This window comes from Brevibacterium sp. LE-L (assembly GCF_050214925.1).
Classification (GTDB): Bacteria; Actinomycetota; Actinomycetes; order Actinomycetales; family Brevibacteriaceae; genus Brevibacterium.
In genome coordinates, this window is the sequence record NZ_CP189759.1 from 2,209,679 (window position 1) to 2,233,030 (window position 23,352).

Annotated in this window: 17 protein-coding genes; 13 read left to right on the forward strand and 4 right to left on the reverse strand. The window is 65.5% G+C overall.

Annotation, left to right across the window (positions count from 1 at the left end; all coding sequences use genetic code 11):
* The first annotated feature begins 45 nt into the window (after positions 1 to 45).
* Both uvrB and ACQE2J_RS09825 read left to right on the forward strand, forming a co-directional pair.
* Positions 46 to 2,178 (forward strand): excinuclease ABC subunit UvrB, encoded by a 2,133-nt coding sequence (gene uvrB / locus ACQE2J_RS09820; RefSeq protein WP_135541019.1) that lies wholly within the window; start codon positions 46 to 48, stop codon positions 2,176 to 2,178.
* Positions 2,179 to 2,344: 166 nt separating this feature from the next.
* Positions 2,345 to 3,472, forward strand: a complete 1,128-nt coding sequence (locus tag ACQE2J_RS09825; protein WP_135541017.1) for a TerC family protein — start codon at positions 2,345 to 2,347, stop codon at positions 3,470 to 3,472.
* A 138-nt stretch (positions 3,473 to 3,610) separates the two neighbouring features.
* Here ACQE2J_RS09825 and ACQE2J_RS09830 read toward each other — a convergent pair whose 3' ends face one another.
* Positions 3,611 to 3,901, reverse strand: a complete 291-nt coding sequence (locus ACQE2J_RS09830; RefSeq protein ID WP_135541015.1) for a YciI family protein — start codon at positions 3,899 to 3,901, stop codon at positions 3,611 to 3,613.
* Positions 3,902 to 3,966: 65 nt separating this feature from the next.
* Between ACQE2J_RS09830 and ACQE2J_RS09835 the strand changes: the two genes are divergently transcribed.
* The 10 genes from ACQE2J_RS09835 to secG all read left to right on the forward strand — a co-directional run bounded on the left by ACQE2J_RS09835 (position 3,967) and on the right by secG (position 17,608).
* Positions 3,967 to 6,468: a DEAD/DEAH box helicase gene (locus tag ACQE2J_RS09835; protein ID WP_135541013.1), complete on the forward strand. Its 2,502-nt coding sequence runs from the start codon at positions 3,967 to 3,969 to the stop codon at positions 6,466 to 6,468.
* Positions 6,469 to 6,547: 79 nt separating this feature from the next.
* Entirely contained in the window at positions 6,548 to 9,418 is a 2,871-nt protein-coding gene (gene uvrA / locus ACQE2J_RS09840; RefSeq protein WP_135541132.1) for an excinuclease ABC subunit UvrA, read from the forward strand.
* Between the two features lie 5 nt (positions 9,419 to 9,423).
* Positions 9,424 to 11,283, forward strand: a complete 1,860-nt coding sequence (uvrC, locus tag ACQE2J_RS09845; protein WP_135541011.1) for an excinuclease ABC subunit UvrC — start codon at positions 9,424 to 9,426, stop codon at positions 11,281 to 11,283.
* Between the two features lie 78 nt (positions 11,284 to 11,361).
* Positions 11,362 to 12,258, forward strand: coding sequence for an RNase adapter RapZ (gene rapZ, locus ACQE2J_RS09850; RefSeq protein WP_135541009.1), 897 nt, complete (start codon positions 11,362 to 11,364; stop codon positions 12,256 to 12,258).
* 1 nt (position 12,259) lies between these two features.
* The gene (locus tag ACQE2J_RS09855) at positions 12,260 to 13,255 is read left to right on the forward strand and encodes a gluconeogenesis factor YvcK family protein (RefSeq protein ID WP_135541007.1); all 996 of its coding nucleotides are present in this window, start codon (positions 12,260 to 12,262) and stop codon (positions 13,253 to 13,255) included.
* Between the two features lie 25 nt (positions 13,256 to 13,280).
* Positions 13,281 to 14,264 (forward strand): DNA-binding protein WhiA, encoded by a 984-nt coding sequence (gene whiA, locus ACQE2J_RS09860; protein ID WP_135541006.1) that lies wholly within the window; start codon positions 13,281 to 13,283, stop codon positions 14,262 to 14,264.
* A gap of 9 nt (positions 14,265 to 14,273) precedes the next feature.
* Entirely contained in the window at positions 14,274 to 15,275 is a 1,002-nt protein-coding gene (gap, locus tag ACQE2J_RS09865; RefSeq protein WP_426936270.1) for a type I glyceraldehyde-3-phosphate dehydrogenase, read from the forward strand.
* The gene (locus ACQE2J_RS09870) at positions 15,272 to 16,507 is read left to right on the forward strand and encodes a phosphoglycerate kinase (RefSeq protein WP_135541002.1); all 1,236 of its coding nucleotides are present in this window, start codon (positions 15,272 to 15,274) and stop codon (positions 16,505 to 16,507) included. The genes gap and ACQE2J_RS09870 overlap by 4 nt, the downstream gene beginning before the upstream one ends.
* 14 nt (positions 16,508 to 16,521) lie before the next feature.
* On the forward strand, positions 16,522 to 17,307 hold the full coding sequence (gene tpiA / locus ACQE2J_RS09875) for a triose-phosphate isomerase (RefSeq protein ID WP_205683365.1): 786 nt from the start codon (positions 16,522 to 16,524) through the stop codon (positions 17,305 to 17,307).
* A 55-nt stretch (positions 17,308 to 17,362) separates the two neighbouring features.
* The gene (secG, locus tag ACQE2J_RS09880) at positions 17,363 to 17,608 is read left to right on the forward strand and encodes a preprotein translocase subunit SecG (RefSeq protein WP_135540998.1); all 246 of its coding nucleotides are present in this window, start codon (positions 17,363 to 17,365) and stop codon (positions 17,606 to 17,608) included.
* Between the two features lie 101 nt (positions 17,609 to 17,709).
* Here the strand turns inward: secG and ACQE2J_RS09885 are convergent, their stop codons facing one another.
* From ACQE2J_RS09885 to tkt, 3 genes are read right to left on the reverse strand one after another with little or no spacing between them, the layout of a single operon-like run.
* On the reverse strand, positions 17,710 to 19,341 hold the full coding sequence (locus tag ACQE2J_RS09885; protein ID WP_135540996.1) for a glucose-6-phosphate isomerase: 1,632 nt from the start codon (positions 19,339 to 19,341) through the stop codon (positions 17,710 to 17,712).
* Entirely contained in the window at positions 19,338 to 20,441 is a 1,104-nt protein-coding gene (tal, locus tag ACQE2J_RS09890; protein WP_135540994.1) for a transaldolase, read from the reverse strand. Before tal ends, ACQE2J_RS09885 begins: the two co-directional genes overlap by 4 nt.
* Complete coding sequence (gene tkt, locus ACQE2J_RS09895) at positions 20,438 to 22,519, reverse strand: transketolase (protein ID WP_135540992.1); 2,082 nt, start codon at positions 22,517 to 22,519, stop codon at positions 20,438 to 20,440. Before tkt ends, tal begins: the two co-directional genes overlap by 4 nt.
* A gap of 226 nt (positions 22,520 to 22,745) precedes the next feature.
* Here tkt and ACQE2J_RS09900 point away from each other — a divergent pair, with 226 nt between their 5' ends.
* Positions 22,746 to 23,273 carry a hypothetical protein gene (locus ACQE2J_RS09900; protein ID WP_135540990.1) on the forward strand — a complete coding sequence of 176 codons (528 nt, stop codon included), beginning with the start codon at positions 22,746 to 22,748 and terminating at the stop codon, positions 23,271 to 23,273.
* Positions 23,274 to 23,352: the final 79 nt, after the last annotated feature.

Consider the following 23,352-nt stretch of genomic DNA (forward strand, 5'->3'; position numbering starts at 1 on the left):
GGGAGCCGACTGCCCAATGTCAGGGGCGAGGACTAGGGTGGGACTATGAGCTCAGAACGCCCCCTGCCAGCGATCGGTCACCGTCCCGACGTCACTCGCGAAGTGGCCCCCTTCGAGGTCGTCTCCGAGTACTCGCCCTCCGGCGACCAGCCGACGGCGATCAGGGAGATCTCCGAACGGCTCGATGCGGGGGAGCGGGACATCGTGCTGCTCGGCGCCACCGGCACAGGCAAGTCCGCGACGACCGCGTGGCTCATCGAACAGGTGCAGCGTCCGACTCTGATCATGGCCCCGAACAAGACTCTGGCCGCACAGCTGGCCAACGAGTTCCGGCAGCTGCTGCCGCACAACGCCGTCGAGTACTTCGTGTCCTACTACGACTACTACCAGCCCGAAGCCTATGTGCCGCAGACGGACACGTTCATCGAGAAGGACTCGTCGATCAACGACGAAGTCGAACGGCTCCGGCACTCGGCCACGAACTCGCTGCTGACCCGACGCGATGTCGTCGTGGTCTCGACGGTCTCATGCATCTACGGCCTCGGCACACCCGAGGAATACGTCGACCGCATGGTCACCCTGCACCGGGGCGACGAATGCGATCGCGACGAACTGCTCAAACGGTTCGTGTCCATGCAGTACGCCCGCAACGATATGGCGTTCACCCGCGGCACCTTCCGCGTGCGCGGCGACACCGTCGAGATCATCCCTCAGTACGAAGAGCTCGCGCTGCGCATCGAATTCTTCGGTGACGAGATCGAATCCCTGCAGACCCTCCACCCGCTGACCGGGGAGATCGTACGCGACGAGGATACGATCCACGTCTTCCCCGCCAGCCACTACGTCGCCGGTGAGAGCCGGATGGCCACGGCCATCAGCGGGATCGAAGACGAGCTGCAGAAGCGGCTGAGCGAATTCGAGTCGCAGAACAAGCTCCTCGAAGCGCAGCGGCTGAAGATGCGGACGACCTACGACCTCGAGATGATGGAGTCGATGGGCTTCACCTCCGGCATCGAGAACTATTCGCGGCACATCGACGGCCGTGCTCCCGGATCGGCCCCGAACTGTCTGCTCGACTACTTCCCCGAGGACTTCCTCCTCGTCGTCGACGAATCTCATGTCACCGTTCCGCAGATCGGCGGCATGTACGAAGGCGATATGTCACGCAAACGCACTCTCGTCGAACACGGCTTCCGCCTGCCCAGCGCCATGGACAACCGGCCCCTGAAGTTCGACGAGTTCCGCGAACGCGTCGGGCAGACCGTGTACCTCTCGGCCACGCCCAGCAACTTCGAACTCGGCAACGCCAACGGCTACGTCCAGCAGATCATCCGACCGACCGGACTCGTCGACCCGGAGATCAAGGTCAAACCGACGAAGGGCCAGATCGACGATCTGCTCGACGAGATCAAGACCAGGGTCGACGCGAACGAACGTGTGCTGGTGACCACGCTGACGAAGAAGATGGCCGAAGACCTCACCGACTACCTGCTCGAGCACGAGGTCCGCGTCCAGTACCTCCACTCCGATGTCGACACGCTGCGACGTGTGGAACTGCTCACAGAGCTGCGCGGCGGAGAGTTCGACGTCCTCGTCGGCATCAACCTGCTGCGTGAGGGACTCGACCTGCCCGAAGTCTCCCTCGTCGCGATCCTCGACGCCGACAAGGAAGGGTTCCTCCGGTCCTCGACCTCGCTCATCCAGACGATCGGCCGCGCGGCACGCAACCTGCACGGTCAGGTGCACATGTACGCGGACACGATCACGGACTCGATGCGCACCGCCATCGATGAGACCGACCGCAGGCGGGCGATCCAGGTCGCCTACAACGAGGAACACGGCATCGACCCGACCCCGCTGGTCAAACGGATCGCCGACATCACCGAACGACTGCAGCGCGAGGACGAGGACACTCGCGAGCTGCTCACCGAGTTCGACTACGGCAAGGGCAGGCGCGGCTACAATTCGACGCTCAGCGACGAACAGCGCGAAGCCGCGGGCAAGCCCGGCTCGCTGCGTCCGCCGGCGGCCGACCTCACCGAGCTCATCGAATCGCTGACATCGCAGATGCATTCCGCCGCCGCCGAGCTGCAGTTCGAACTCGCCGCGCGCCTGCGCGACGAACTCTCCGACCTCAAACAGGAGCTGCGGCAGATGAAGGAGGCCGGGCACGCCTGAGCCGCCAGTGTAGACTGGAGCGCCGGAGGGGAGTATCCCATAAGCTCCGAACTCGTCATCACGATCTCTTCGATCCGGGTTCGGACGCGGTTGAACAGCGCCGCGGGAGAGACTTTCGATTTGCCCAGCCGTGTACGGCACGCACGGACAACAGCGAAAGGCTTCCATGACAACCGAATTGCCCTTCTGGTTCGAGACCGGTTCACTCATCGTTCTCGTCCTCATCCTCGTGGCCGATCTCCTGCTGGTGATCAAACGGCCGCACATCCCCTCGATGCGCGAAGCAACCCTCTGGGTGAGCTTCTACGTTTCACTCGCCCTGCTCTTCGCCGTGGCGATGTACTTCTTCGCCGACGGAGAGCACGCGGGACAGTTCCTGGCCGGCTGGCTCACGGAATACAGCCTGAGTATCGACAACCTCTTCGTCTTCGTCATCATCATGACCCGGTTCAAGGTGCCCAGGCAGTATCAGCAGGAAGTGCTGATGGTCGGCATCATCATCGCGCTCGTCTTCCGCGGCGTGTTCATCCTCGCCGGATCGGTCGTCATCAATCTCTTCATCTCCGTCTTCTACCTCTTCGGCGTGTTCCTGCTGTGGACGGCATGGAACCAAGCGTTCGGCAGCGAGGACGAAAGCGATGAGGACAACCGCTTCGTCAGATGGCTCAAGGGTCGGGTGAACATCTCCGACGACTTCGACGGCAACAGACTCAAGACCACGATCGACGGGCAGAAGTTCTTCACCCCGATGCTGCTCGTCTTCATCGCCATCGGCACCACCGATGTCATGTTCGCGCTCGACTCGATCCCCGCGATCTTCGGCATCACCCAGAGTCCATTCATCGTGTTCACGGCGAACCTCTTCGCCCTCATGGGTCTGCGCCAGCTCTACTTCCTCCTCGGCGGGCTGCTCGACCGACTCATCTACCTCAAGTACGGCATCGCCGCGATCCTCGCGTTCATCGGCGTCAAGCTCATCCTGCACGCCGCACACGAGAACAACCTGCCGTTCATCAATGGGGGAGAGAAACTCGAATGGGTTCCCGACATCACCACCGGCGTGTCTCTGGCCGTCATCATCGGCTGCATGGCCGTGGCCACCATCGCCAGCCTCATCGCGATGAAGCGCGGCCACCAGGAAGTCCACTTCGGTCAGGTCGAACACGAACAGCACCACGTCGATGACCCACAGGCCCCGGACTCTGCCGGGCGGGACGGGTCGGACCGCCTCGGCGACGGCGAGGGACGGGCGCAGAAGAAGCCCGGCACCGCTCAGGAACCGAACTCCGAATGATCCACGCCACGCCTGCCCCAGCACTCGGAGGCCGCTGAGCGGCAGGGAAGAGCGCGGGCCGCAGCTGATCCCGAGGATCGGCTGCGGCCCGTGTCATAACTGAGTCCGCAGCCGGCCGGGCTGCGGGCGCTTCGCGGCTCAGTCCGCAGCGAGAGGACCGAAGACCGGGGTCCACTCGCGAATCTGTGTCGACTCGATCACACCGAGCGACGCATAGGGGTCCCGAGCGAGGTGGGTTTCGACCTCCGCCCGGTCGGCGGCGCTGAGGACGAGCAGCCCGCCGGGCTGCGGATCAGCGTCGAGAGGACCCGAAGCGAGGATGGTTCCGGCCTCATTCAACTCCGCCTGCCATTGCCGGTGCGCGGGGCGATGCTCCATCCGCGTGTCTGTATCGGGACCATAGTTGTAGGTGACGGCGAAGACCGGCATGTGTGACTCCTCGGTGTCGAGCAATAGGATGGAACCAGTCTAATCGGAAAGGTCTGTGCATCAGCGTGGCCAGATTGCAGGAGATCCCCGCGGAATTCGCGGACGACGATACGATCTACGAGTCCTTCGGCGAATACTGCTCGGAGATCGGAGTCGAACCGTACCCGGCCCAGGATGAGGCGTTCCTCAGCATCCTCGCCGGCGACAACACGATCATGGCCACCCCGACCGGTTCGGGCAAGTCACTCGTGGCCCTCTTCGCCCTCTACCAGTCGTACACCCGAGGGATCCGCGCCTACTACACCGCTCCTCTCAAGGCCCTGGTGAGTGAGAAGTTCTTCTCGCTCATCGCCGCTTTCGGAGCCGAGAACGTCGGCATGATCACCGGGGACTCGACCGTCAACGGCGATGCCCCTGTCATCTGCGCAACGGCAGAGATCCTCGCCAACCAGGCGCTGCGCGAAGGCGGGATGCTCGACGCGGGCATGGTCGTCATGGACGAATTCCACTATGTCGCCGACCCCTCCCGCGGCTGGGCCTGGCAGGTGCCGCTGCTCGAGATGCCGCAGGCCCAGTTCGTCCTCATGTCCGCCACCCTCGGCGACACCACCGACATCCGCAGAACCATGCGGGAGACGACGGGACGCGATTCCTCCGAGGTAACCTCGGCGGAGAGACCCGTGCCGCTTGAGTACGAATACTCCACGGACACGCTCTCGGACACCCTGCGCGGACTCGTCCGCAACGACAAAGCCCCGGTCTACGTCGTCTCCTACTCCCAGAACGGGGCGATCGACCTCGCCACGAACCTCCTCTCGGTCGACCTCGCCACGAAGGACCAGAGAGCCGCGATCGCCGCGGCGATCAAAGGCTTCTCCTTCGGCAAGGGCTTCGGACAGAGCCTGCGCAAACTCCTCCTCCACGGCGTCGGCGTCCACCACGCGGGCATGCTGCCGAAATACCGGCGCCTCATCGAGCAGCTCGCGCTCAAAGGCCTGCTGCTCGTCATCTCCGGCACCGACACCCTTGGCGTGGGCATCAATGTGCCCATCCGCTCCGTGCTGCTGACTGGGCTGACGAAATTCGACGGCCGGAAGATGCGCAGACTCAGCGTCCGCGAATTCCAGCAGCTGGCCGGCCGTGCCGGCCGCGCCGGATTCGACACCCGCGGCTACGTCGTCGCCCAAGCCCCGGAACACGTCATCGACAATCTCAAAGCCGAAGCGAAGGCCGCGAACGACGACAAGAAGAAAAAGAAGAAGATCAAGAAGAAGGCCGCCCCAGCCGGGTTCGTCGGCTGGTCGGAGGAGACCTTCACCAAACTCATCGAAGGCGAATCCGAGACCCTGCGCCCGCGGATGAAGATCGACCATTCGACGATCCTCAACCTCGTGGCCCGTCCCGGCTCCGACGTGTCGACGATCGGCGACTTCATCGACAAGACGCACGAGACCCGGGACCGCCGACTCGACCTCAAACTCACGGCGATCAGCATCGGACGCTCCCTCCTCGACGCCGGACTCATCGAAATCAGAGGGAACGAACTCTCCGCCACCCAGGACCTCGGCCCCCAGTTCGCGCTCAATCAGCCGCTGGCACCGTTCGTCCTCGCCGCGCTCGACCTCCTCGACGAAGACGACGACACCTACGCCCTCGACATCGTCTCCATCGTCGAATCCACCACTTCGGTGCCGTTCCAGATCCTCAAGGGCCAACTCGACCGGATCAAGGGCGACACCCTGGCCGAACTCAAAGCCGAAGGGGTCGACTACGCCGAACGGATGGCCATCCTCGACGAGGTCGAAGGACCCGCACCCCTGGCCGAGATGCTCGAACCCGCCTTCGACCACTTCGTCGAGACCCACCCGTGGCTGCGCGGCGGCAGCTTCGAACCGAAATCCGTCGTCCGCGACATGATCGAACAGTCCATGGGCTTCACACAGTTCGTCGGCTACTATTCCCTGGCCCGCGCCGAAGGCAGCCTGCTGCGGTACCTCACCGACGTCTACCGGGCGCTGCTGCACAACGTGCCGGCGGAGAACCGGACCGAGGAGCTGGCCGACATCATCGAATGGCTCGGTGAGACCATCGCCCGCACGGACTCCTCCCTGCTCGACGAATGGCGGACCCTGCAGGGTCTCGATCCGACTCAGCATGCCGATGAGCTGCCGGCGTTGGATCGTCGGTTCTCCGAGAACACGAAGGTCTTCACCGCCGAGATCCGCAACGCCCTGTTCCACCGGGTGCTCCTCGCAGAACGTGCCGACTACACCGAACTCGGCCGCCTCGACGCGGAATCCGGCTTCGACGCCCGTGCCTGGGAAGACGCAATCGAGGACTTCTACGATGTCTACGGCGACCTGCTCACGGACCAGAAGGCCCGCGGTCGGGAATATATCGACATCGAACCCGGTTCTTCCACCTGGAACGTCCGCCAGATCCTGGCCGACCCCGAAGGGAACCGGGACTGGGCCATCGACGCCGAGGTGGACGTGGAAGCCAGCGACGAAGCCGGAGACATCGTTCTCCGCATCGTCTCGGTCGGCGAGATCGGCGCCGTCAGATGAACCCCACGGCCCGGCCGCGGCCGGTGCAAAGAGCCGAGAATGAAGCAATGTCAGTGCCGAGGAATACAGTGGTCAGGTGATGAAAACCAATAACGTTGAGCAAGTCAGCGGCGTCTCCCATCTCGACACGCTGTGGGTCAAGGGCGCACGGGCACACAATCTCAAGAACGTCGAGATCGCCCTGCCGCGTGACTCCATGGTCGTCTTCACCGGACTGTCCGGATCCGGCAAGTCGTCCCTGGCCTTCGACACGATCTTCGCCGAGGGGCAGCGACGCTACGTCGAATCCCTGTCCTCCTACGCCCGCATGTTCCTCGGTCAGATGGACAAACCCGATGTCGACTTCATCGAAGGGCTGTCCCCGGCGGTGTCGATCGACCAGAAGTCGACATCGCGCAACCCGCGCTCGACCGTCGGCACGATCACGGAGGTCTACGACTTCCTGCGCCTGCTGTGGGCACGCATCGGCACCCCGCACTGTCCGGTCTGCGGTGAGGTGATCACGAAGCAGACTCCGCAGCAGATCGTCGACCAGCTGCTCGAGCTCGAGGAGCGCACGAAGTTCCTCGTCCTCGCCCCCGTCGTCCGCTCCCGCAAGGGCGAGTTCGTCGACCTCTTCACCGAACTGCAGGCCAAGGGCTTCTCGCGTGCCATCGTCGACGGCGAGCAGATCACCCTGAGTGAACCTCCGGCCTTGGAGAAGCAGTACAAGCACACGATCTCCGTCGTCGTCGACCGCCTCGTGGCGAAGCCCGGAATGCGTCCGCGTCTGACCGACTCGGTTGAGACCGCACTCGGCCTGGCCGATGGCCGCATCGACATCGACCTCGTCGACGAAGGCACGATCCGCACCTTCTCCGAACACATGTCGTGCCCGAACGAACACCCGCTGACGGTCGACGAGATCGAGCCGCGGTCCTTCTCCTTCAACTCGCCCTTCGGCGCCTGCCCGACCTGTGACGGCATCGGCACGCGCCTGCAGGTCGATGAGGACCTCGTCGTGCCCGATGAGGACCTCAGCCTCGGTGCTGGAGCGATCGCCCCCTGGTCCGGCGGCAAGCAGGTCGCGAAGTACTTCAACCGGCTGCTCAAGGGCCTCGGCGACGAGCTCGGGTTCGATATGAAGACACCGTGGAAGAAGCTGCCGAAGACCGCGAAGACCGCGATCCTCACCGGCAAGGACTACAAGGTCCACGTCAAGTACAAGAACCGCTTCGGCCGCGAACGCACCTACTCGACCGGTTTCGAGGGTGTCTACCAGTACATCCAGCGCAAACACGAAGAGACCGAATCCGATTGGTCGCGCGAGCGCTACGAGTCGTATATGCGGGAGATCCCCTGCGCCAGCTGCCAGGGGACCCGCCTCAAGCCCGAGATCCTCGCGGTCAAGGTCGGCGACAGATCCATCGCCGAAGTCTCCGAACTCGCTCTCGACGAAGCCGCGGAGTTCCTCGGCTCACTCGAACTCAGCGACCGGGATGCGGCGGTGGCGGCTCAGGTGATGAAGGAGATCAACGCCCGACTCGGCTTCCTTCTCGACGTCGGACTCGACTACCTCAGCCTCAATCGTGCCGCGGGCACCCTGTCCGGCGGCGAAGCCCAGCGCATCCGCTTGGCCACGCAGATCGGTTCGGGACTCGTCGGCGTCCTCTACGTCCTCGACGAGCCCTCGATCGGTCTGCACCAGCGTGACAACCGCAGACTCATCGAGACGCTCAACAAGCTCAAGGAGCTGGGCAACACCCTCATCGTCGTCGAACACGATGAGGACACCATCGAATCCGCCGACTGGATCGTCGACATCGGTCCCGGCGCCGGCGAGCACGGGGGAGAGGTCGTCTACTCGGGCCCCGTGCCCGGGCTCAGGGACGCCCCGGGCTCGATCACCGGCGACTACCTCTCCGGTCGTCGCGAGATCCAGATCCCAGCAGCCCGTCGCCCCGTCGACAGGGAGCGGATGGTCACCGTCGAGAAGGCGGTGGAGAACAACCTGCGCGATGTCACGGTGTCCTTCCCGCTCGGCGTGCTCACGGCCGTCACCGGTGTGTCCGGTTCGGGCAAGTCGACCCTGGTCAACGAGATCCTCTACACGCAGATGGCCAATGTCCTCAACGGCGCCTCTCGCGTGCCCGGACGCCACAAACGGGTGACCGGACTGGACAACCTCGACAAGGTCGTCCACGTCGACCAGTCGCCGATCGGTCGGACCCCACGGTCGAACCCCGCCACCTACACCGGCGTGTTCGACCATGTGCGCAGGCTGTTCGCCGAAACGGAGTCGGCGAAGGTCCGCGGCTACCTGCCGGGACGGTTCTCCTTCAACGTCAAGGGCGGCCGCTGCGAGAACTGCAGCGGCGACGGCACCATCAAGATCGAGATGAACTTCCTGCCCGACGTCTACGTGCCCTGCGAAGTCTGCCAAGGGGCCCGGTACAACCGGGAGACCCTCGAAGTGACGTTCAAGGGCAAGAGCATCGCCGAAGTCCTCGACATGCCCATCGAAGAGGCCAACGACTTCTTCGCGGCGATCCCTGCGATCTCCCGTCACCTGAAGACCCTCGTCGAGGTCGGGCTCGGCTATGTCCGCCTCGGTCAGCCGGCGACGACGCTGTCCGGTGGCGAGGCACAGCGGGTCAAACTCGCCGCCGAACTGCAGAAGCGCTCGCGCGGACGGACCGTCTACGTGCTCGACGAACCGACGACGGGCCTGCACTTCGAGGACATCTCGAAGCTGCTGCTCGTCCTCCAGGGGCTCGTCGACAAAGGCAACACGGTCATCGTCATCGAACACAACCTCGATGTGATCGGCAACGCCGACCACGTCATCGATCTCGGACCCGAAGGCGGTCGCGGCGGCGGTCAGATCATCGCCGACGGCACTCCGGAGGAAGTCGCCGAGGTGGCCGCGTCCCACACCGGACGGTTCCTCAAACCGATGCTCGACGCCTGATCCGAATGCCCGATCCATCCAGCTACCGTCCGGCCACGGGGTCGATCCCGACCTCGGCCGGCGTGTACAAATTCCGGGACCCCGACCGCCGAGTGATCTACGTGGGGAAGGCGAAGAACCTCCGCAACCGCCTCAATTCGTACTTCGCGAACCCCGTCGCACTGCATCCGCGGACGTCGACGATGGTCCACACCGCGAATTCCGTGGAATGGACCGTCGTCGACACCGAGGTCGAAGCCCTGCAGCTCGAGTGGACGTGGATCAACGAGTTCAATCCGCGGTTCAACGTCATGTTCCGCGACGACAAGTCCTACCCCTACCTCGCGATCACCATGAACGAAGAGGTGCCGCGAGCCTTCATCACCCGCGGCAAACGCCGCAAGGGCGTGAAGTACTTCGGTCCCTTCGCCCAGGTGTGGGCGATCAAGGACACCCTCGACCTGCTGCTCAGGGCCTTCCCGATGCGCACCTGCACCCCCGGGGTCTACCGGCGTGCAGAACGCAGCGGCCGTCCCTGCCTGCTCGGCTACATCGACAAATGCGCGGCCCCCTGCGTCGACCACATCAGCAAGGACGAGCACCGGGAGCTCGCCCGCAGCATCACCGACTTCATGTCCGGCAACACCGGGCGGTTCATCAGCTACCGCAAGAAGGAGATGGCACAGGCCGCCGAGGAGCTCGATTACGAACGGGCCGCCCGTCTGCGGGATGAGATCACCGCCCTGCAGAAGGTGCTCGACAAGTCCGCCGTGGTCCTCTCGGTCAGCGCCGACTGCGATATCTTCGCCCTCGTCACCGAGGAGCTCGAAGCCTCCGTACAGGTATTCCATGTGAGACAGGGCCGGATCCGCGGTCAACGCGGCTGGATCATCGAACGCTCCGATGACCACACTCCGGCGGAACTGACCACCGACTACCTGCGGCAGGCGTATTCCGGTCTCGACGCCGAGGCGATCCCGAAGGAGATCCTCGTCGACACCCTGCCGGCCGATCAGGAGTCCCTCGAAGCCTGGCTGAGCCAGCAGCGGGGGGCGCGAGTGACGGTCCGTGTGCCCGAACGCGGTGAGAAGAGGGCCGCGCTGGAGACGGTGGACAAGAACGCGAAGGAAGCGCTGGTCCAGCACAAACTCAAACGCTCCTCCGACCTGACCACCCGCAGTCAGGCGCTCAAAGAGATCCAAGAGCATCTCGGCCTGCCCGAAGCCCCGCTGCGGATCGAATGCATCGACATCTCCCACACCCAGGGATCGAACGTCGTGGCCTCCCTCGTCGTGTTCGAAGACGGAATGGCGAAGAAGCGCGATTACCGACACTTCGCCATTCACGGCGAAGCCGCCGCCGACGACACGGCCTCGATGTACGATGTCGTCTCCCGCCGGTTCAGCCGCTACCTCGAACAGATGGGCTCCGACGAACCCGACGAACGCTTCGGCTACCGACCGGGCCTCCTCGTCGTCGACGGTGCCGGTCCACAGGTCGCTGCCGCCACGAAGGCGCTGACGGACCTCGGGATCGTCGACATCTCCGTGGTCGGTCTGGCCAAACGACTCGAAGAGATCTGGGTGCCCGAGGACCCGTTCCCGGTGATCCTCCCGCGCAACTCCGAAGGTCTCTTCCTCATGCAGCGGCTGCGCGACGAAGCCCACCGCTTCGCGATCTCCTACCACCGGTCGAAGCGCGCGAAGGCGATGACCAGCTCGGTCCTCGACGACATCGCGGGACTCGGAGAATCCAAACGCACCGCTCTGCTGCGTCATTTCGGGTCGGTGAAGAAGGTCCGTGCCGCCACCGCCGAGGAGATCTGCGAGGTCAAGGGAATCGGTCCCTCGCTCGCGGCCAAGATCGTCGCGGCACTGGCCGACTGAGCACGACGAAACTGCCCTAGAGTAGTGCCCAGAGACCCCGTGCCCGGGCACCGATCGGGCACCGACAGAGGAGGACGTGTGAGTACGCAGGCCGAACCGAACGGTTCCGACCATCCCATCGAGGTCGTTCTCGTCACCGGCATGTCCGGGGCGGGCAGGACGACCGTGGCCAATGTGCTCGAAGACATGGACTGGTACGTCGTGGACAATCTGCCGCCGCAGATGATGCGTCCGCTGGTCGAACTCGTCGCCCGCGCCGACGGTGCTCTGCCCAAGATCGCGATCGTCATCGACGCCAAGGGACGGACGAAGTACACGGAGCTGCAGGAGACGATCGGCGACTTCGTCGATCAGGGACTGTCACTGCGCATCCTCTACCTCGAAGCCTCGGACGAAGTCCTCGTGCGCCGTTTCGAATCGACGAGGCGTCCCCACCCGCTGCAGGGCGAAGGGACCCTCCTCGACGGCATCGAAGCCGAGCGTGCCCAACTCGAGACTCTCAAGCACCGTGCCGACATCATCGTCGACACCTCCGATCTCAACGTCCATCAGCTCTCCGCTGAGGTGCGCAAACGCTTCAGCGACGACGACACTCCGCCGCTGCGCCTGACCTTGATGAGCTTCGGCTTCAAATACGGGCTGCCCAAGGACGCCGACCACATCGCCGACGTCCGCTTCCTGCCCAACCCGTATTGGATTCCCCACCTGCGCGGACACAATGGGCTCGACTCCGATGTCGCGTCCTTCGTGCTCGAGCAGAACGGTGCCGAGGAGTTCATCGAACGCTATGCTGCAACCCTGTCGACCGTGGCCGAAGGCTACCTCCGCGAAGGGCGCGGCTACGCGATGATCGGCATCGGCTGCACCGGAGGCAAACACCGGTCCGTGGCCATCAGCGAACGCGTCGGCAAGCTCCTGTCCGCGCAGACGGGCATTCCCGTGACCGTGCGCCACCGCGACTTGGGAAGAGAATGACATGGAGACCGAAGACCTGCCCGTGATCACCTCGGGGACGCAGAACGACGGTCCGAGCATCGTCTCTTTCGGCGGCGGCCACGGACTCTATGCGGCCCTGCGGGCGTTCCGCCTGCTCACCGAGGACCTCACCGCTGTGGTCACCGTCGCCGATGACGGGGGATCGTCCGGTCGCCTCCGCGACGAGCTCGGGGGACTGCCGCCCGGCGATCTGCGGATGGCGCTGGCCGCGCTGTGCGATGACGGCACCTGGGGGCAGACCTGGCGCGACGTCATCCAGCACCGCTTCGAATCCGACGGCGAACTCTCGGGCCATGCCGTGGGCAATCTGCTCATCGCCGCTCTGTGGCAGATCCACGGCGACCATGTCGCCGGACTCGACTGGATGGCCCGGCTGCTGCGCGCCCACGGTCGCGTGCTGCCGATGTCCTCGGTACCGCTGACGATCGAAGCCGATGTGAAGTTCCCCGGATCGTTCCAAGTCGTGCGCGGACAATCCGTGCTCGCCTCCACCCTCGGCCATGTCGAGACCGTGCGCCTCGACCCCGCCGCACCGCCGGCCCGATACGAAACCGTCGAAGTCGTACACGAAGCCGATGTGCTCAACCTCGGCCCCGGATCCTGGTACACCTCGGTGATGCCGCATCTGCTCGTCCCCTCGCTCGCCGAAGCGATCGTGGCCTCCGACGCGGTGAAATCCCTCACTCTCAATCTCAGTTCGACCGATGGGGAGACGAAGGACCTGAGCCTCGGCGAACACCTCGCCTCCCTGCACCGGCACGCAGCCGAGCTGAGGCTGGACTATGTCCTCGTCGACGAGGCGGCGACCGAGCTCGAACCCGACCTGCCGCAGCAGGCAGAGGATCTCTTCGGCGCCAAACTGTGGCAACGTCCGCTGCGCTCACGCAGGCAGGGACAGCATGACAGTCTCAAACTCGCAGCGTGCTACCGTGACATGTTGGTAGACGCAGGGATCGGCGTTGCCGAGCAGTGGTAGGACATCTGGTTCAGGAGGACGAGCAATGGCACTGACCGCTCAGGTCAAGGATGAATTGGCGCGAGTGAGGATCACCCGCACCGCCGCCCGCAAAGCCGAGGTGTCCTCGATCTTCCGGTTCTCCTCCGCCCTCCATCTCGTCAACGGCTCGATCGTGCTCGAAGCCGAACTCGACACCGCCCAAACGGCGAAGCGTCTGCGCGCCGAGGTCAAGGACCTCTACGGCCAGCATGCCGATATCGTCGTCATCAACGCCGCCGGAATCCGCCGTTCCAACCGCTACCTGCTTCGTGTCACCCGCGACGGCGGAGCCCTGGCGCGCCAGACCGGTCTCGTCGACAACCGGGGACGACCCGTGCGCGGCCTGCCCTCGGCGATCGTCAACGGATCCGTCGCCGATGCCGAGGCCGCCTGGCGCGGTGCCTTCCTCGCCCACGGCTCCCTGACCGAACCCGGACGTTCCTCCGCCCTCGAAGTCACCTGTCCCGGCCCGGAAGCGGCACTGGCGCTCGTCGGAGCCGCCCGCCGACTCGGCCTGAGTGCGAAGGCCCGCGAAGTCCGCGGAGTCGACCGGGTCGTCATCCGCGACGGCGACGATATCGCCGCCCTGCTCACCCGGATGGGATCCCACAGCGCGGTGCTCGCGTGGGAGGAGCGCCGGATGCGTCGCGAGGTCCGCGCCACAGCGAATCGTCTGGCGAACTTCGACGATGCGAACCTGCGCCGTTCGGCACGCGCGGCGGTTGCCGCCGGCGCCCGCGTCGAACGAGCCCTGGAGATCCTCGGAGACGAGGTCCCCGAACACCTCCGGTATGCCGGGCAGCTGCGTGTCACCCACAAACAGGCCTCCTTGGAGGAACTCGGGCAGCTCGCCGACCCGCCGATGACGAAGGACGCGGTCGCCGGGCGCATCCGCCGACTGCTGTCGACGGCGGACAAGCATGCGGAAGAACTGGGAATTCCCGGCACCGAAGCCAGCCTGACCCCGGAAATGCTCGAGGATCGCTAAGATCGAGGCATGAGACGAATCGCCATCAACGGCTTCGGCCGTATCGGCCGTGCCCTGTTCCGTCTGTCCCTCGAACCCGGCACCGACTTCGAAGTCGTCGCCGTCAACGACCTCACCGACACCGCCACCCTGGCCCACCTGCTGACACATGATTCCGTGTGGCCGCGCTTCGACCACGCTGTCGAGGCCAGCGCTGATGCGCTGACCGTCGACGGCCGTGAGATTGCGGTGTTCAGCGAATCCGACCCCGCCGCCATCGACTGGTCGCGGCACGGAGTCGAACTCGTCGTCGAATCCACCGGTCACTTCACTCGCCGGGATCAGGCCGAGGCCCACCTCGGCGGAACCGTGTCCACGGTCGTGCTCTCCGCCCCCGGCAAAGATGTCGACGCAACCTTCGTCATGGGCGTCAACGAGTCCGACTTCGATCCGGACACGCACTCCGTGGTCTCGAACGCCTCATGCACGACGAACTGCATGGCCACCGTCGTCAAGGCCCTCGACGACGCGCTCGGCGTCGAATCCGGGCTGCTCAACACCGTCCACGCCTACACCGGCGACCAGATGCTCGTCGACGGGCCCCACCGGGACCTGCGCCGCGCCCGCGCCGCCGCGGTCAACATCGTGCCCACCACGACCGGTGCGGCACGCACCGTCGGCCGCGTCATGCCCCACCTCGAAGGCAGACTCGACGGACTCGCCGTGCGTGTGCCGGTGCCTGCCGGATCGATCATCGACTTCACATTCACTCCGTCCCGCGGCGCCGACCGCGACGAGGTCAACGCAATCCTCGCCGCCGCGGCGGAGGACTCCGCCTATCTCGAATACTCCACCGACGAACTCGTCTCCACCGATATCGTCGGCACCACCGCCTCGGCGATCGTGGACTCCAAGCTCACGATGGTGCTGGGAGATCAGATCAAGGTCGTGGCCTGGTACGACAACGAGTGGGGCTACACGAACCGGCTCAAAGACATGGTCAGCTACATTCTCAGCGAAAGGGACTCATGAGGACATTCGACGATGCGGGCATCTTCGCCGGCCACGCGGTGCTCGTCCGCAGCGATCTCAACGTGCCGATGGACAACGGCACCATCACCGACCGCGGACGCATCGCCGCCTCGGCGGCAACGATCACAGACCTCGCCGAGGCGGGGGCCAAGGTCATCGTGATGTCGCACCTGGGCCGGCCGAAGGGCGCCCCGGACCCGCAGTACTCGCTGGCTCCCATCGCGGTCGAACTCGCCGAGGCGATCGGTCGTCCCGTCGCCTTCGCCGCTGACACCGTCGGTGAGGAGGCGAAGGCCAAGGCCGCCGCGCTGAGCGACGGGGAGGTCCTGCTGCTGGAGAACCTGCGCTTCAACCCGGGGGAGACGTCGAAGGACGAAGCCGAACGCCGCGAGTTCGCCGCACAGCTGGCCGGGCTGGCCGATGACTTCGTCTCCGACGGCTTCGGGGTCGTCCACCGCAAACAGGCCTCCGTGTACGACGTCGCCGAGCTGCTCCCGCACTTCGCCGGGTCTCTCGTCCGTGCGGAAGTCGAAGTCAGCGACCGACTGCTCACCGACCCGGCCCGGCCCTTCACCGTCGTCCTCGGCGGTTCGAAGGTCTCGGACAAACTCGGTGTCATCGACAACCTCCTCGACCGTGCCGACAATCTGCTCATCGGCGGGGGAATGGTCTTCACCTTCCTCGCCGCGATGGGCCACCCCATCGGATCGAGCCTCGTGGAGACCGACCGCATCGACGACGTCAAGGCCTACCTGGAGCGTTCGTCGGCCGGAGACGGGGCGGCACGGATCGTCCTGCCCCAGGACATCGTCATGGCCGAGAAGTTCTCCGCAGACGCCGAGCACTGGGTGCGCGAGTTCACCGAACTCGAATCCACCCCGGCCGGCGCCTCGGCGCTCGGGCTCGATATCGGTCCCAAGACGGCACGGACCTATGCACAGATCATCGCGAGTTCGGCGACCGTGTTCTGGAACGGTCCCATGGGAGTCTTCGAATTCGAGGCGTTCTCCGCCGGCACCAAGGCCGTGGCCACTGCACTGACCGATGAGGCGCGATCCGCTGACATCGATCCCGCCGAAAGACTCACCGTCGTCGGCGGCGGAGACTCCGCAGCCGCCGTACGCAGCCTCGGATTCTCCGATGACGCTTTCGGCCACATCTCCACCGGCGGCGGCGCCAGCCTCGAATACCTCGAAGGCAAGACCCTGCCCGGACTCGACGCACTCGGATGAGGAAGAAGACGAACATGAGCGACCGCACCCTGCTGCTGGCAGGCAACTGGAAGATGAACCACGACCACCTCGAAGCGATCTCCAGCGTCCAGAAACTCGCCTGGGCCCTCGAAGACGCGAAGCTCGATGAGAGCCGCTGCGAAGTCGTCGTGATCCCACCCTTCACCGACATCCGCTCCGTGCAGACCCTCGTCCAGGGTGACAAGCTGTGGCTGAAGTACGGTGCCCAAGATGTGTCCCAGCATGCTCCCGGTGCTCACACCGGTGAGATCGCGGCGACCTTCCTCACCCGGCTCGGCTGCAGCTACGTCGTCATCGGGCACAGTGAACGTCGGGCGGACAACCATGAGACCAATGAGGTCGTGGCCGCGAAGGTCCGGGCGGCACTGTCGGCCGAACTCACGCCGATCCTGTGCGTGGGGGAGTCGCTGCAGCAGCGGCAGGAGAAGACCCACGTCGACTTCACCCTCGACCAGCTCGAGGAGTCGCTGGCCGGATTCGACGCCTCCGCGCTCGAAGGTCTCGTCATCGCCTACGAACCCGTGTGGGCGATCGGCACCGGTGAGACCGCCACAGCCGCCGATGCGGCAGAGATGGCCGCGGCGATCCGGGCCCGATTGGCCGAGAAGTACGGCAACGGCATGGCGGAGTCGACCCGCATCCTCTACGGCGGATCGGTCAAGGCCGACAATGTGGCCGAGATCGTCGCCGACGCAGACGTCGACGGAGCCCTGGTCGGAGGCGCCAGCCTCAGCGGCCCGGACTTCGCCGCTTTGTGTAAGGCCGCGGTCGCGAAGTAGACTGACGAACGCATCACTCGACGACATTCTCAACGAAACATAGGTTGAATCCGACGTGGAAATCCTCAACATCATTCTCATCGTGCTGCTCGTCCTCACGAGCATCTTCCTCACCCTGCTGATCCTCATGCACAAGGGCAAGGGCGGTGGCATGTCCGACATGTTCGGCGGTGGAATGTCCTCCTCGCTGGGTTCGTCGGGAGTCGCCGAACGCAACCTCAACCGTTTCACCACGCTCTTGGCGATCGTGTGGGCCGCCTGCATCGTCCTGCTGGGCATCCTCACCCGCTTCAACGCCTGAGGCACGATCGGCCCCGAGCCGAGAACTCCGCCCGGATGGGCAGATGACAAAGAGAAGGACCCCGACCGCATCGGTCGGGGTCCTTCTCATCCGTCACATGGTCAGTCGACGCCGAAGTGGTGGCGGGGGCTGATCCGGCCGATCGCCTCGCGCAGCTGTGCCAGACCACGGCGACGATCGAGCAGGTGGACCCTGAGTACCGGACGGCCGCTGTCCCGCAGCACTGCCGCATCGCCTGCGGCCTGTGCACGCTGGAGCTGTGCAAAGCCGTAGGCGCGGCCGGGCACCAGCAGGTCGGTGCGTGCCTCGCCGGTGATCTGAAGGAACACGCCGTTGGGGTGTCCGCCCTTGTGATACTGACCGGTCGAATGGAGATACCGGGGACCGAAACCGAACGTCGTCTGCACCCCGGCATGCGTCGAGACGAGCGACCGCAGCGTGGCCGCATCGGCGTCGGCGATCCGATCGAGATAGGCCTGAATGCCGATGTAACCGTATTCGTCGACCTGCGCGAAGAGCTCCTCCAACGCACCCACAAGGTCCGTGGCGCCGTCGACGACCTCGATCACGTCGACGTCCCCGGAACGGAAGACCGGCTCCTCGGCACGGCCGGAGTCCGGTCCGTCGAGCAGATGTCGGGCCTGTTCCTTCGCGGCCTCCACATCGGGCTGGTCGAAGGGATTGACACCGATGCTGTAGCCTGCGATCGCCGTCGCATACTCCCAGAACAGGAACTGCTCGCCGAGGCTGCCGTCGACGGTGGCTTCGAAACCGGAGGGGGCACCCAGGCCCGATGGATCCGCCGCGGGCCCGAGCAGGCACAGCAGCGCATCCGCACGAGCATCGCTGAAACCGATGTCGTCGGGGGAATCGACGACGACGGGCAGGATTCCCTGTCCGTCCTTGCCCAGCGATTCGGCGATGAGCTGTTCGACCCAGGCCGCCAGTCCCCGCAGGCGCGGGGAGGTCTCGGCAAGCACGAGCTTCTCCGTCGCCCGGGCATGGCCGATGCTCAGCCACGTGCCGAAGGCCACAGCCGGATTGTCGGTCGCGTCGGTGCTCAATTCGGCGGCCGCGGCCGCCGCTTCGGCGACGATGGATCGCACATCTGCCCCGGCCAGACCGGCGGGGACGAGCCCGAACGCCGAGAGCGCACTGAAACGGCCCCCGACCTGCGGATCGGCGTGGAAGGTCGCGAGGAACCCGAGGTCGCTGGCGAGTCGATCGAGTTCGGTGCCCGGATCGGTGATCGCGATCATCCGGGAAGCCGGATCGATGCCCACAGACTCGAAAGCCGCGGCGAAGCTGCGGCGCACGGAATCCGTCTCCACCGTCGACCCCGATTTGGAGGCGACGATGAGGACGGTGTGTTCGAGATCGGTGCCGATCGCCTCGGCGACCTGATCCGGATCCGTCGAATCGATGACCTCGAGACGGACACCCGCGACCGCGGTCATCACCTCCGGTGCGAGCGAGGACCCGCCCATCCCGGCGAGGCTGATGGTGCGCAGACCCCGATCGACGAGTTCGGCGTGCAGGGTCTCGACCCGGGTGAGCAGCTCTTCGGCCCGGTCGGGCAGATCGACCCAGCCGAGACGGTCCGCGGCGTCCTGCGCTCCGGCGAAGTGCGAAGCGTCCTGGCGGCTGAGAGCCGAAGCCAGGCCGGCTTCGACGAGACGTGCCGACTCGGCGTCGAACTCGTCCTGGACCGGAACTTCGAGTGCGAGTCTCATGACCGGTCCAGTGCCGTACGGATCGTATCCTGCAGCTCGGCCCAACTGACGTCGAACTTCTCCAGTCCCTGCTCTTCGAGCACGGTCATCACCTCGGCATAGTCGATCCCCAGGCGGGCCAGAGCGTCGAAGAGCTCATCGGCGGCCCGGTAGTCCTCGGGCGTGATCTCGTCGGCGATTTCACCATGGTCGGCGAAGGCCTCCATCGTCGGTTCGGGCATCGTGTTCACTGTGTTCGCGGCGACGAGCCCGGTGACGTACATGGTGTCCGCATAGTCGGGGTTCTTCACCCCCGTCGAAGCCCACAGCAGACGCTGCGGACGAGCTCCGGCGAGTTCGAGGACCTTGAACCGTTCGGAGGTGAACAGCTGCGAGTGGATCTCGTGGGCGAGCACGCAGTTCGCGATCCCGGCGCGGCCCTTGAGCTCCGTCGCCGCCGGATCATCGAGGGCGTCGAGGCGGGAATCGATCTCCGCGTCGACGCGGGAGACGAACACCGAGGCGACCGACCGGATCGTCGACAGATCGTGTCCGGCCGCGCGCGCCTTCTCCAGGCCCTGGAGGAAGGCCTCGACGACGTGGCGGTAGCGCGACAGAGAGAACACGAGGGTGACATTGACGCTGATCCCCGCGGCGATCGTCTCGGAGATCGCGCGCAGCCCCTCCTCGGTGGCGGGGATCTTGATCATCGCGTTCGGTTCGCCCACGCGCTGCCACAGGGCCTTCGCGGACTCGACGGTGCCCGCGGCATCGTGGGCCAGCGGGGGAGCGACCTCGATCGACACACGACCGTCGTCTCCGTCGGTGGAGTCGAAGACGGGCCGGAACAGACGGGCCGCCTCAGCGACATCCGCTGTGGTCAGGGATTCGATGGCCGAATCGACATCGGCCCCCTGCGCACCGAGCTCGGCGACCGCGGAATCATAGGCCTGCGAGGCGGAGATCGCGTTCGCGAAGATCGTCGGATTCGTCGTGACCCCAGTGACCGAGGCCTCGTCGATGAGTCGGGCGAGATCGCCGGACTCGAGCCGTGTGCGGGACAGGTCGTCGAGCCAGATCGACACGCCCGCCTGGCTCAGCTCATGCAGTCGTTCACTCATGCTTCCGCCTTCGCTGCGCTGATGGATTCCTTCGCGGCATCGACGACGGCCGCCGAAGTGATGCCGAACTTCTCGTACAGGGTCGCGTAGTCCGCCGAGGCGCCGAAGTGCTCGATCGACACGGCACGTCCGGCGTCGCCGAGGTACTTGTGCCAGCTCATCGCCGAAGCGGCTTCGATGCTCACGCGTGCCTTGAGTCCGCGCGGCAGGACCGTGCTGCGGTAGTCCTCGGGCTGCGCATCGAACCATTCCTGGCAGGGCATGGAGATCACACGTGCCGCGGTTCCGGCTTCGGCCAGGGCCGAAGCCGCTTCGAGGGCGATGGCGACCTCGGAGCCGCTGGCGAGGATCGCGACCTCGGGCTGGTCTCCGGTGTCGGTGAGCACATAGCCGCCGCGGGCGGCCTCGGAGGCCGGGGCGTACTTCTCACGGTCGAGGACCGGCACGGCCTGACGGGTGAGGACGAGGCCGCTGGGCCCATCGGTGCGGTCGAGGATCCTGCGCCACACGACGGCGGTCTCGTTCGCATCCGCGGGCCGGACGACGTCGAGGCCGGGAATGGCACGCAGAGCCGAAAGGTGCTCGATCGGCTGGTGGGTCGGCCCGTCTTCGCCGAGACCGATCGAATCATGGGTCCACACGAAGAGGTTCGGCAGCTGCTGGAGGGCGGCCAGACGCACGGCCGGACGCTGGTAGTCGCTGAAGACGAGGAAGGTGCCGTTGTAAGGACGGGTTCCACCGTGCAGGGCGATGCCGTTGCCGATGAGACCGGCGGAGAACTCACGGACGCCGAAGTGGATGTTGCGTCCGTATTCGTTGCCGCTGAAGGCACCGGTCGACCGGTGGGCGGGCAGGAAGCTCGACTCGCCCTTGATGAGCGTGTTGTTCGAACCGGCGAGATCCGCCGATCCGCCCCACAGCTCAGGCATGACCTCGGCGATCGCGTTGAGGACCTGACCCGAGGCCGCACGGGTGGCGATGCCCTTCTCACTGGCTTCGAAGACCGGGAAGGCGGCATCGAGACCGGCCGGAAGCTCACGTGTGGAGAGGCGATCGAAGAGTTCGGCGCGCTTCGGGTTCGCGCTGCGCCACTGAGCAAAGGACTCATCCCACTTCAGGTGTGCCTTCCGACCGCGATCGAGAGCCGAACGAGTGTGGGCCAGCACCTCGTCGGCGACGGCGAACTCCGCCTCCGGATCGAAGCCGAGGATCTCCTTGGTCGCGCGAATCTCGTCTTCACCGAGAGCGGCTCCGTGCGAACCGCCGGTGTTCTGGGCGTTCGGGGCCGGCCAGGCGATGATTGTCGAGAGACGGATGAATGACGGGCGGGAGTCGGCACGTGCGGCTTCGACGGCGGCGTGGAAGGCGTCCATGTCCTCGTTGTAGTCCCCGCCGGAGGTGAAGTCGACGTGCTGGACATGCCAGCCGTAGGCGGCATAGCGGGCAGCGGTGTCCTCGCCGAAGGCGATGGCCGTGTCGTCCTCGATGGAGATCCTGTTGTCATCCCAGATCACCAGCAGGTTCGACAGCTCCTGCGTGCCGGCCAGAGACGAGGCTTCACCGGACACGCCCTCTTCGAGGTCACCGTCGGAGGCGAGCACGACGATCGAGTGGTCGAACGGTGAGGTGCCGGGTGCCGCTTCGGGGTCGAAGAGTCCGCGTTCGCGACGGGACGCCATGGCCATACCCACCGCCGAGGCGAGCCCCGAACCGAGCGGGCCGGTGGTGATCTCGACGCCGGCGGTGTGTCCGACCTCCGGGTGGCCCGGAGTCAGCGAACCCCACGTCCGCAGCGCCTTGAGGTCGTCGAGTTCGAGACCGAAACCGGCCAGATAGAGCTGAATGTACTGAGTCAGCGAACTGTGCCCGCAGGAGAGGACGAAACGGTCACGGCCGACCCACGTCGGGTCGGCCGGATCGTGGGTGAGCCCCTGCTGGTAGAGGTAGTGGGCGATGGGAGCCAGGCTCATCGCGGTGCCCGGGTGTCCGTTCCCTGCCTTCTGGACCGCATCGGCGGCGAGGAGGCGGGCAGTGTCGACTGCGCGGTTGTCGAGTTCAGTCCAGGACAGAGTTGTCATGTCTTCGAGCGATCCTTCGTTCGTCTGAGAGCGTGCACTCAAACTCTACCGCGCCGGCCCTCGGATAGCCCGACCCTGTTCACACACAGGCTTCCACGAGGTCTTCGCCGAGGTGCGAGACATTCCGGCTACCGGCGGGTAGAGTGTGGTCTCGCGCACAGCTGTGGTTGGCGATCCAACCACTGCCGGTAGGCGAAGAGTGAAGGTCGAGAGAAGAGGGAGCACGGTGAGCGAAGGGGCGAAGCCGGTGGTCGACGTCGCGGTTCCGGCCGACTCGGAGCGTTCTCGAAAGTGGCCACAGGGTCTGCGGCCCGACCTCGCCGAGGTCGCCGCCCACACCGTGAGCGCCCGCCGTTTCATCTCGCGCATCGGACTCGCACTGCCGGTCCTGTTCATCCTCTCCACCGTCGCCGTGTCCTCGGCACTCGGTCAGCCGCTGCGCGGCCGCGTCGACCTCGGCGAGCTGGGACTGTGGGCGCTGGGGACCGCGCTTCTGCTGACACCGTTCCTCGCCGCCCTGACCGTCATGCTCAACGCCCGACACGGCGGACTGGTCTGGACCACGGCGCTCGTGTACTCGGGACTGAGCGGGATGCTCGGTCTTGGCGTCGGGATCACTGTGCTGAGATCCGAGGCCGCGACCGCTTCTCTCGACCTCATCTCCGCTCTTGTCGTGGAGGTCATCGTGCTGGCGCCGGTCTGCGCCGCGGTTGCCTTCCTCGTCTCCATCGTCCGCGACTCGACCCGCCGCTGAGGCCCTCCGCGGACGGTCCCAACGGGGTTCTGATTCAGCCGGACACGGGTCGCTGTCGCGACTGGCAAAATATTCGACA

Coding starts and splice junctions, on each gene's coding strand:
- uvrB (WP_135541019.1), top strand. CDS start 46: ATGAGCTCAGAACGCCCCCTGCCAGCGATCGGTCACCGTCCCGACGTC.
- ACQE2J_RS09825 (WP_135541017.1), top strand. CDS start 2,345: ATGACAACCGAATTGCCCTTCTGGTTCGAGACCGGTTCACTCATCGTT.
- ACQE2J_RS09830 (WP_135541015.1), bottom strand. CDS start 3,901: ATGCCGGTCTTCGCCGTCACCTACAACTATGGTCCCGATACAGACACG.
- uvrA (WP_135541132.1), top strand. CDS start 6,548: ATGAAAACCAATAACGTTGAGCAAGTCAGCGGCGTCTCCCATCTCGAC.
- uvrC (WP_135541011.1), top strand. CDS start 9,424: ATGCCCGATCCATCCAGCTACCGTCCGGCCACGGGGTCGATCCCGACC.
- ACQE2J_RS09855 (WP_135541007.1), top strand. CDS start 12,260: ATGGAGACCGAAGACCTGCCCGTGATCACCTCGGGGACGCAGAACGAC.
- whiA (WP_135541006.1), top strand. CDS start 13,281: ATGGCACTGACCGCTCAGGTCAAGGATGAATTGGCGCGAGTGAGGATC.
- gap (WP_426936270.1), top strand. CDS start 14,274: ATGAGACGAATCGCCATCAACGGCTTCGGCCGTATCGGCCGTGCCCTG.
- ACQE2J_RS09870 (WP_135541002.1), top strand. CDS start 15,272: ATGAGGACATTCGACGATGCGGGCATCTTCGCCGGCCACGCGGTGCTC.
- tpiA (WP_205683365.1), top strand. CDS start 16,522: ATGAGCGACCGCACCCTGCTGCTGGCAGGCAACTGGAAGATGAACCAC.
- ACQE2J_RS09885 (WP_135540996.1), bottom strand. CDS start 19,341: ATGAGACTCGCACTCGAAGTTCCGGTCCAGGACGAGTTCGACGCCGAG.
- tal (WP_135540994.1), bottom strand. CDS start 20,441: ATGAGTGAACGACTGCATGAGCTGAGCCAGGCGGGCGTGTCGATCTGG.
- tkt (WP_135540992.1), bottom strand. CDS start 22,519: ATGACAACTCTGTCCTGGACTGAACTCGACAACCGCGCAGTCGACACT.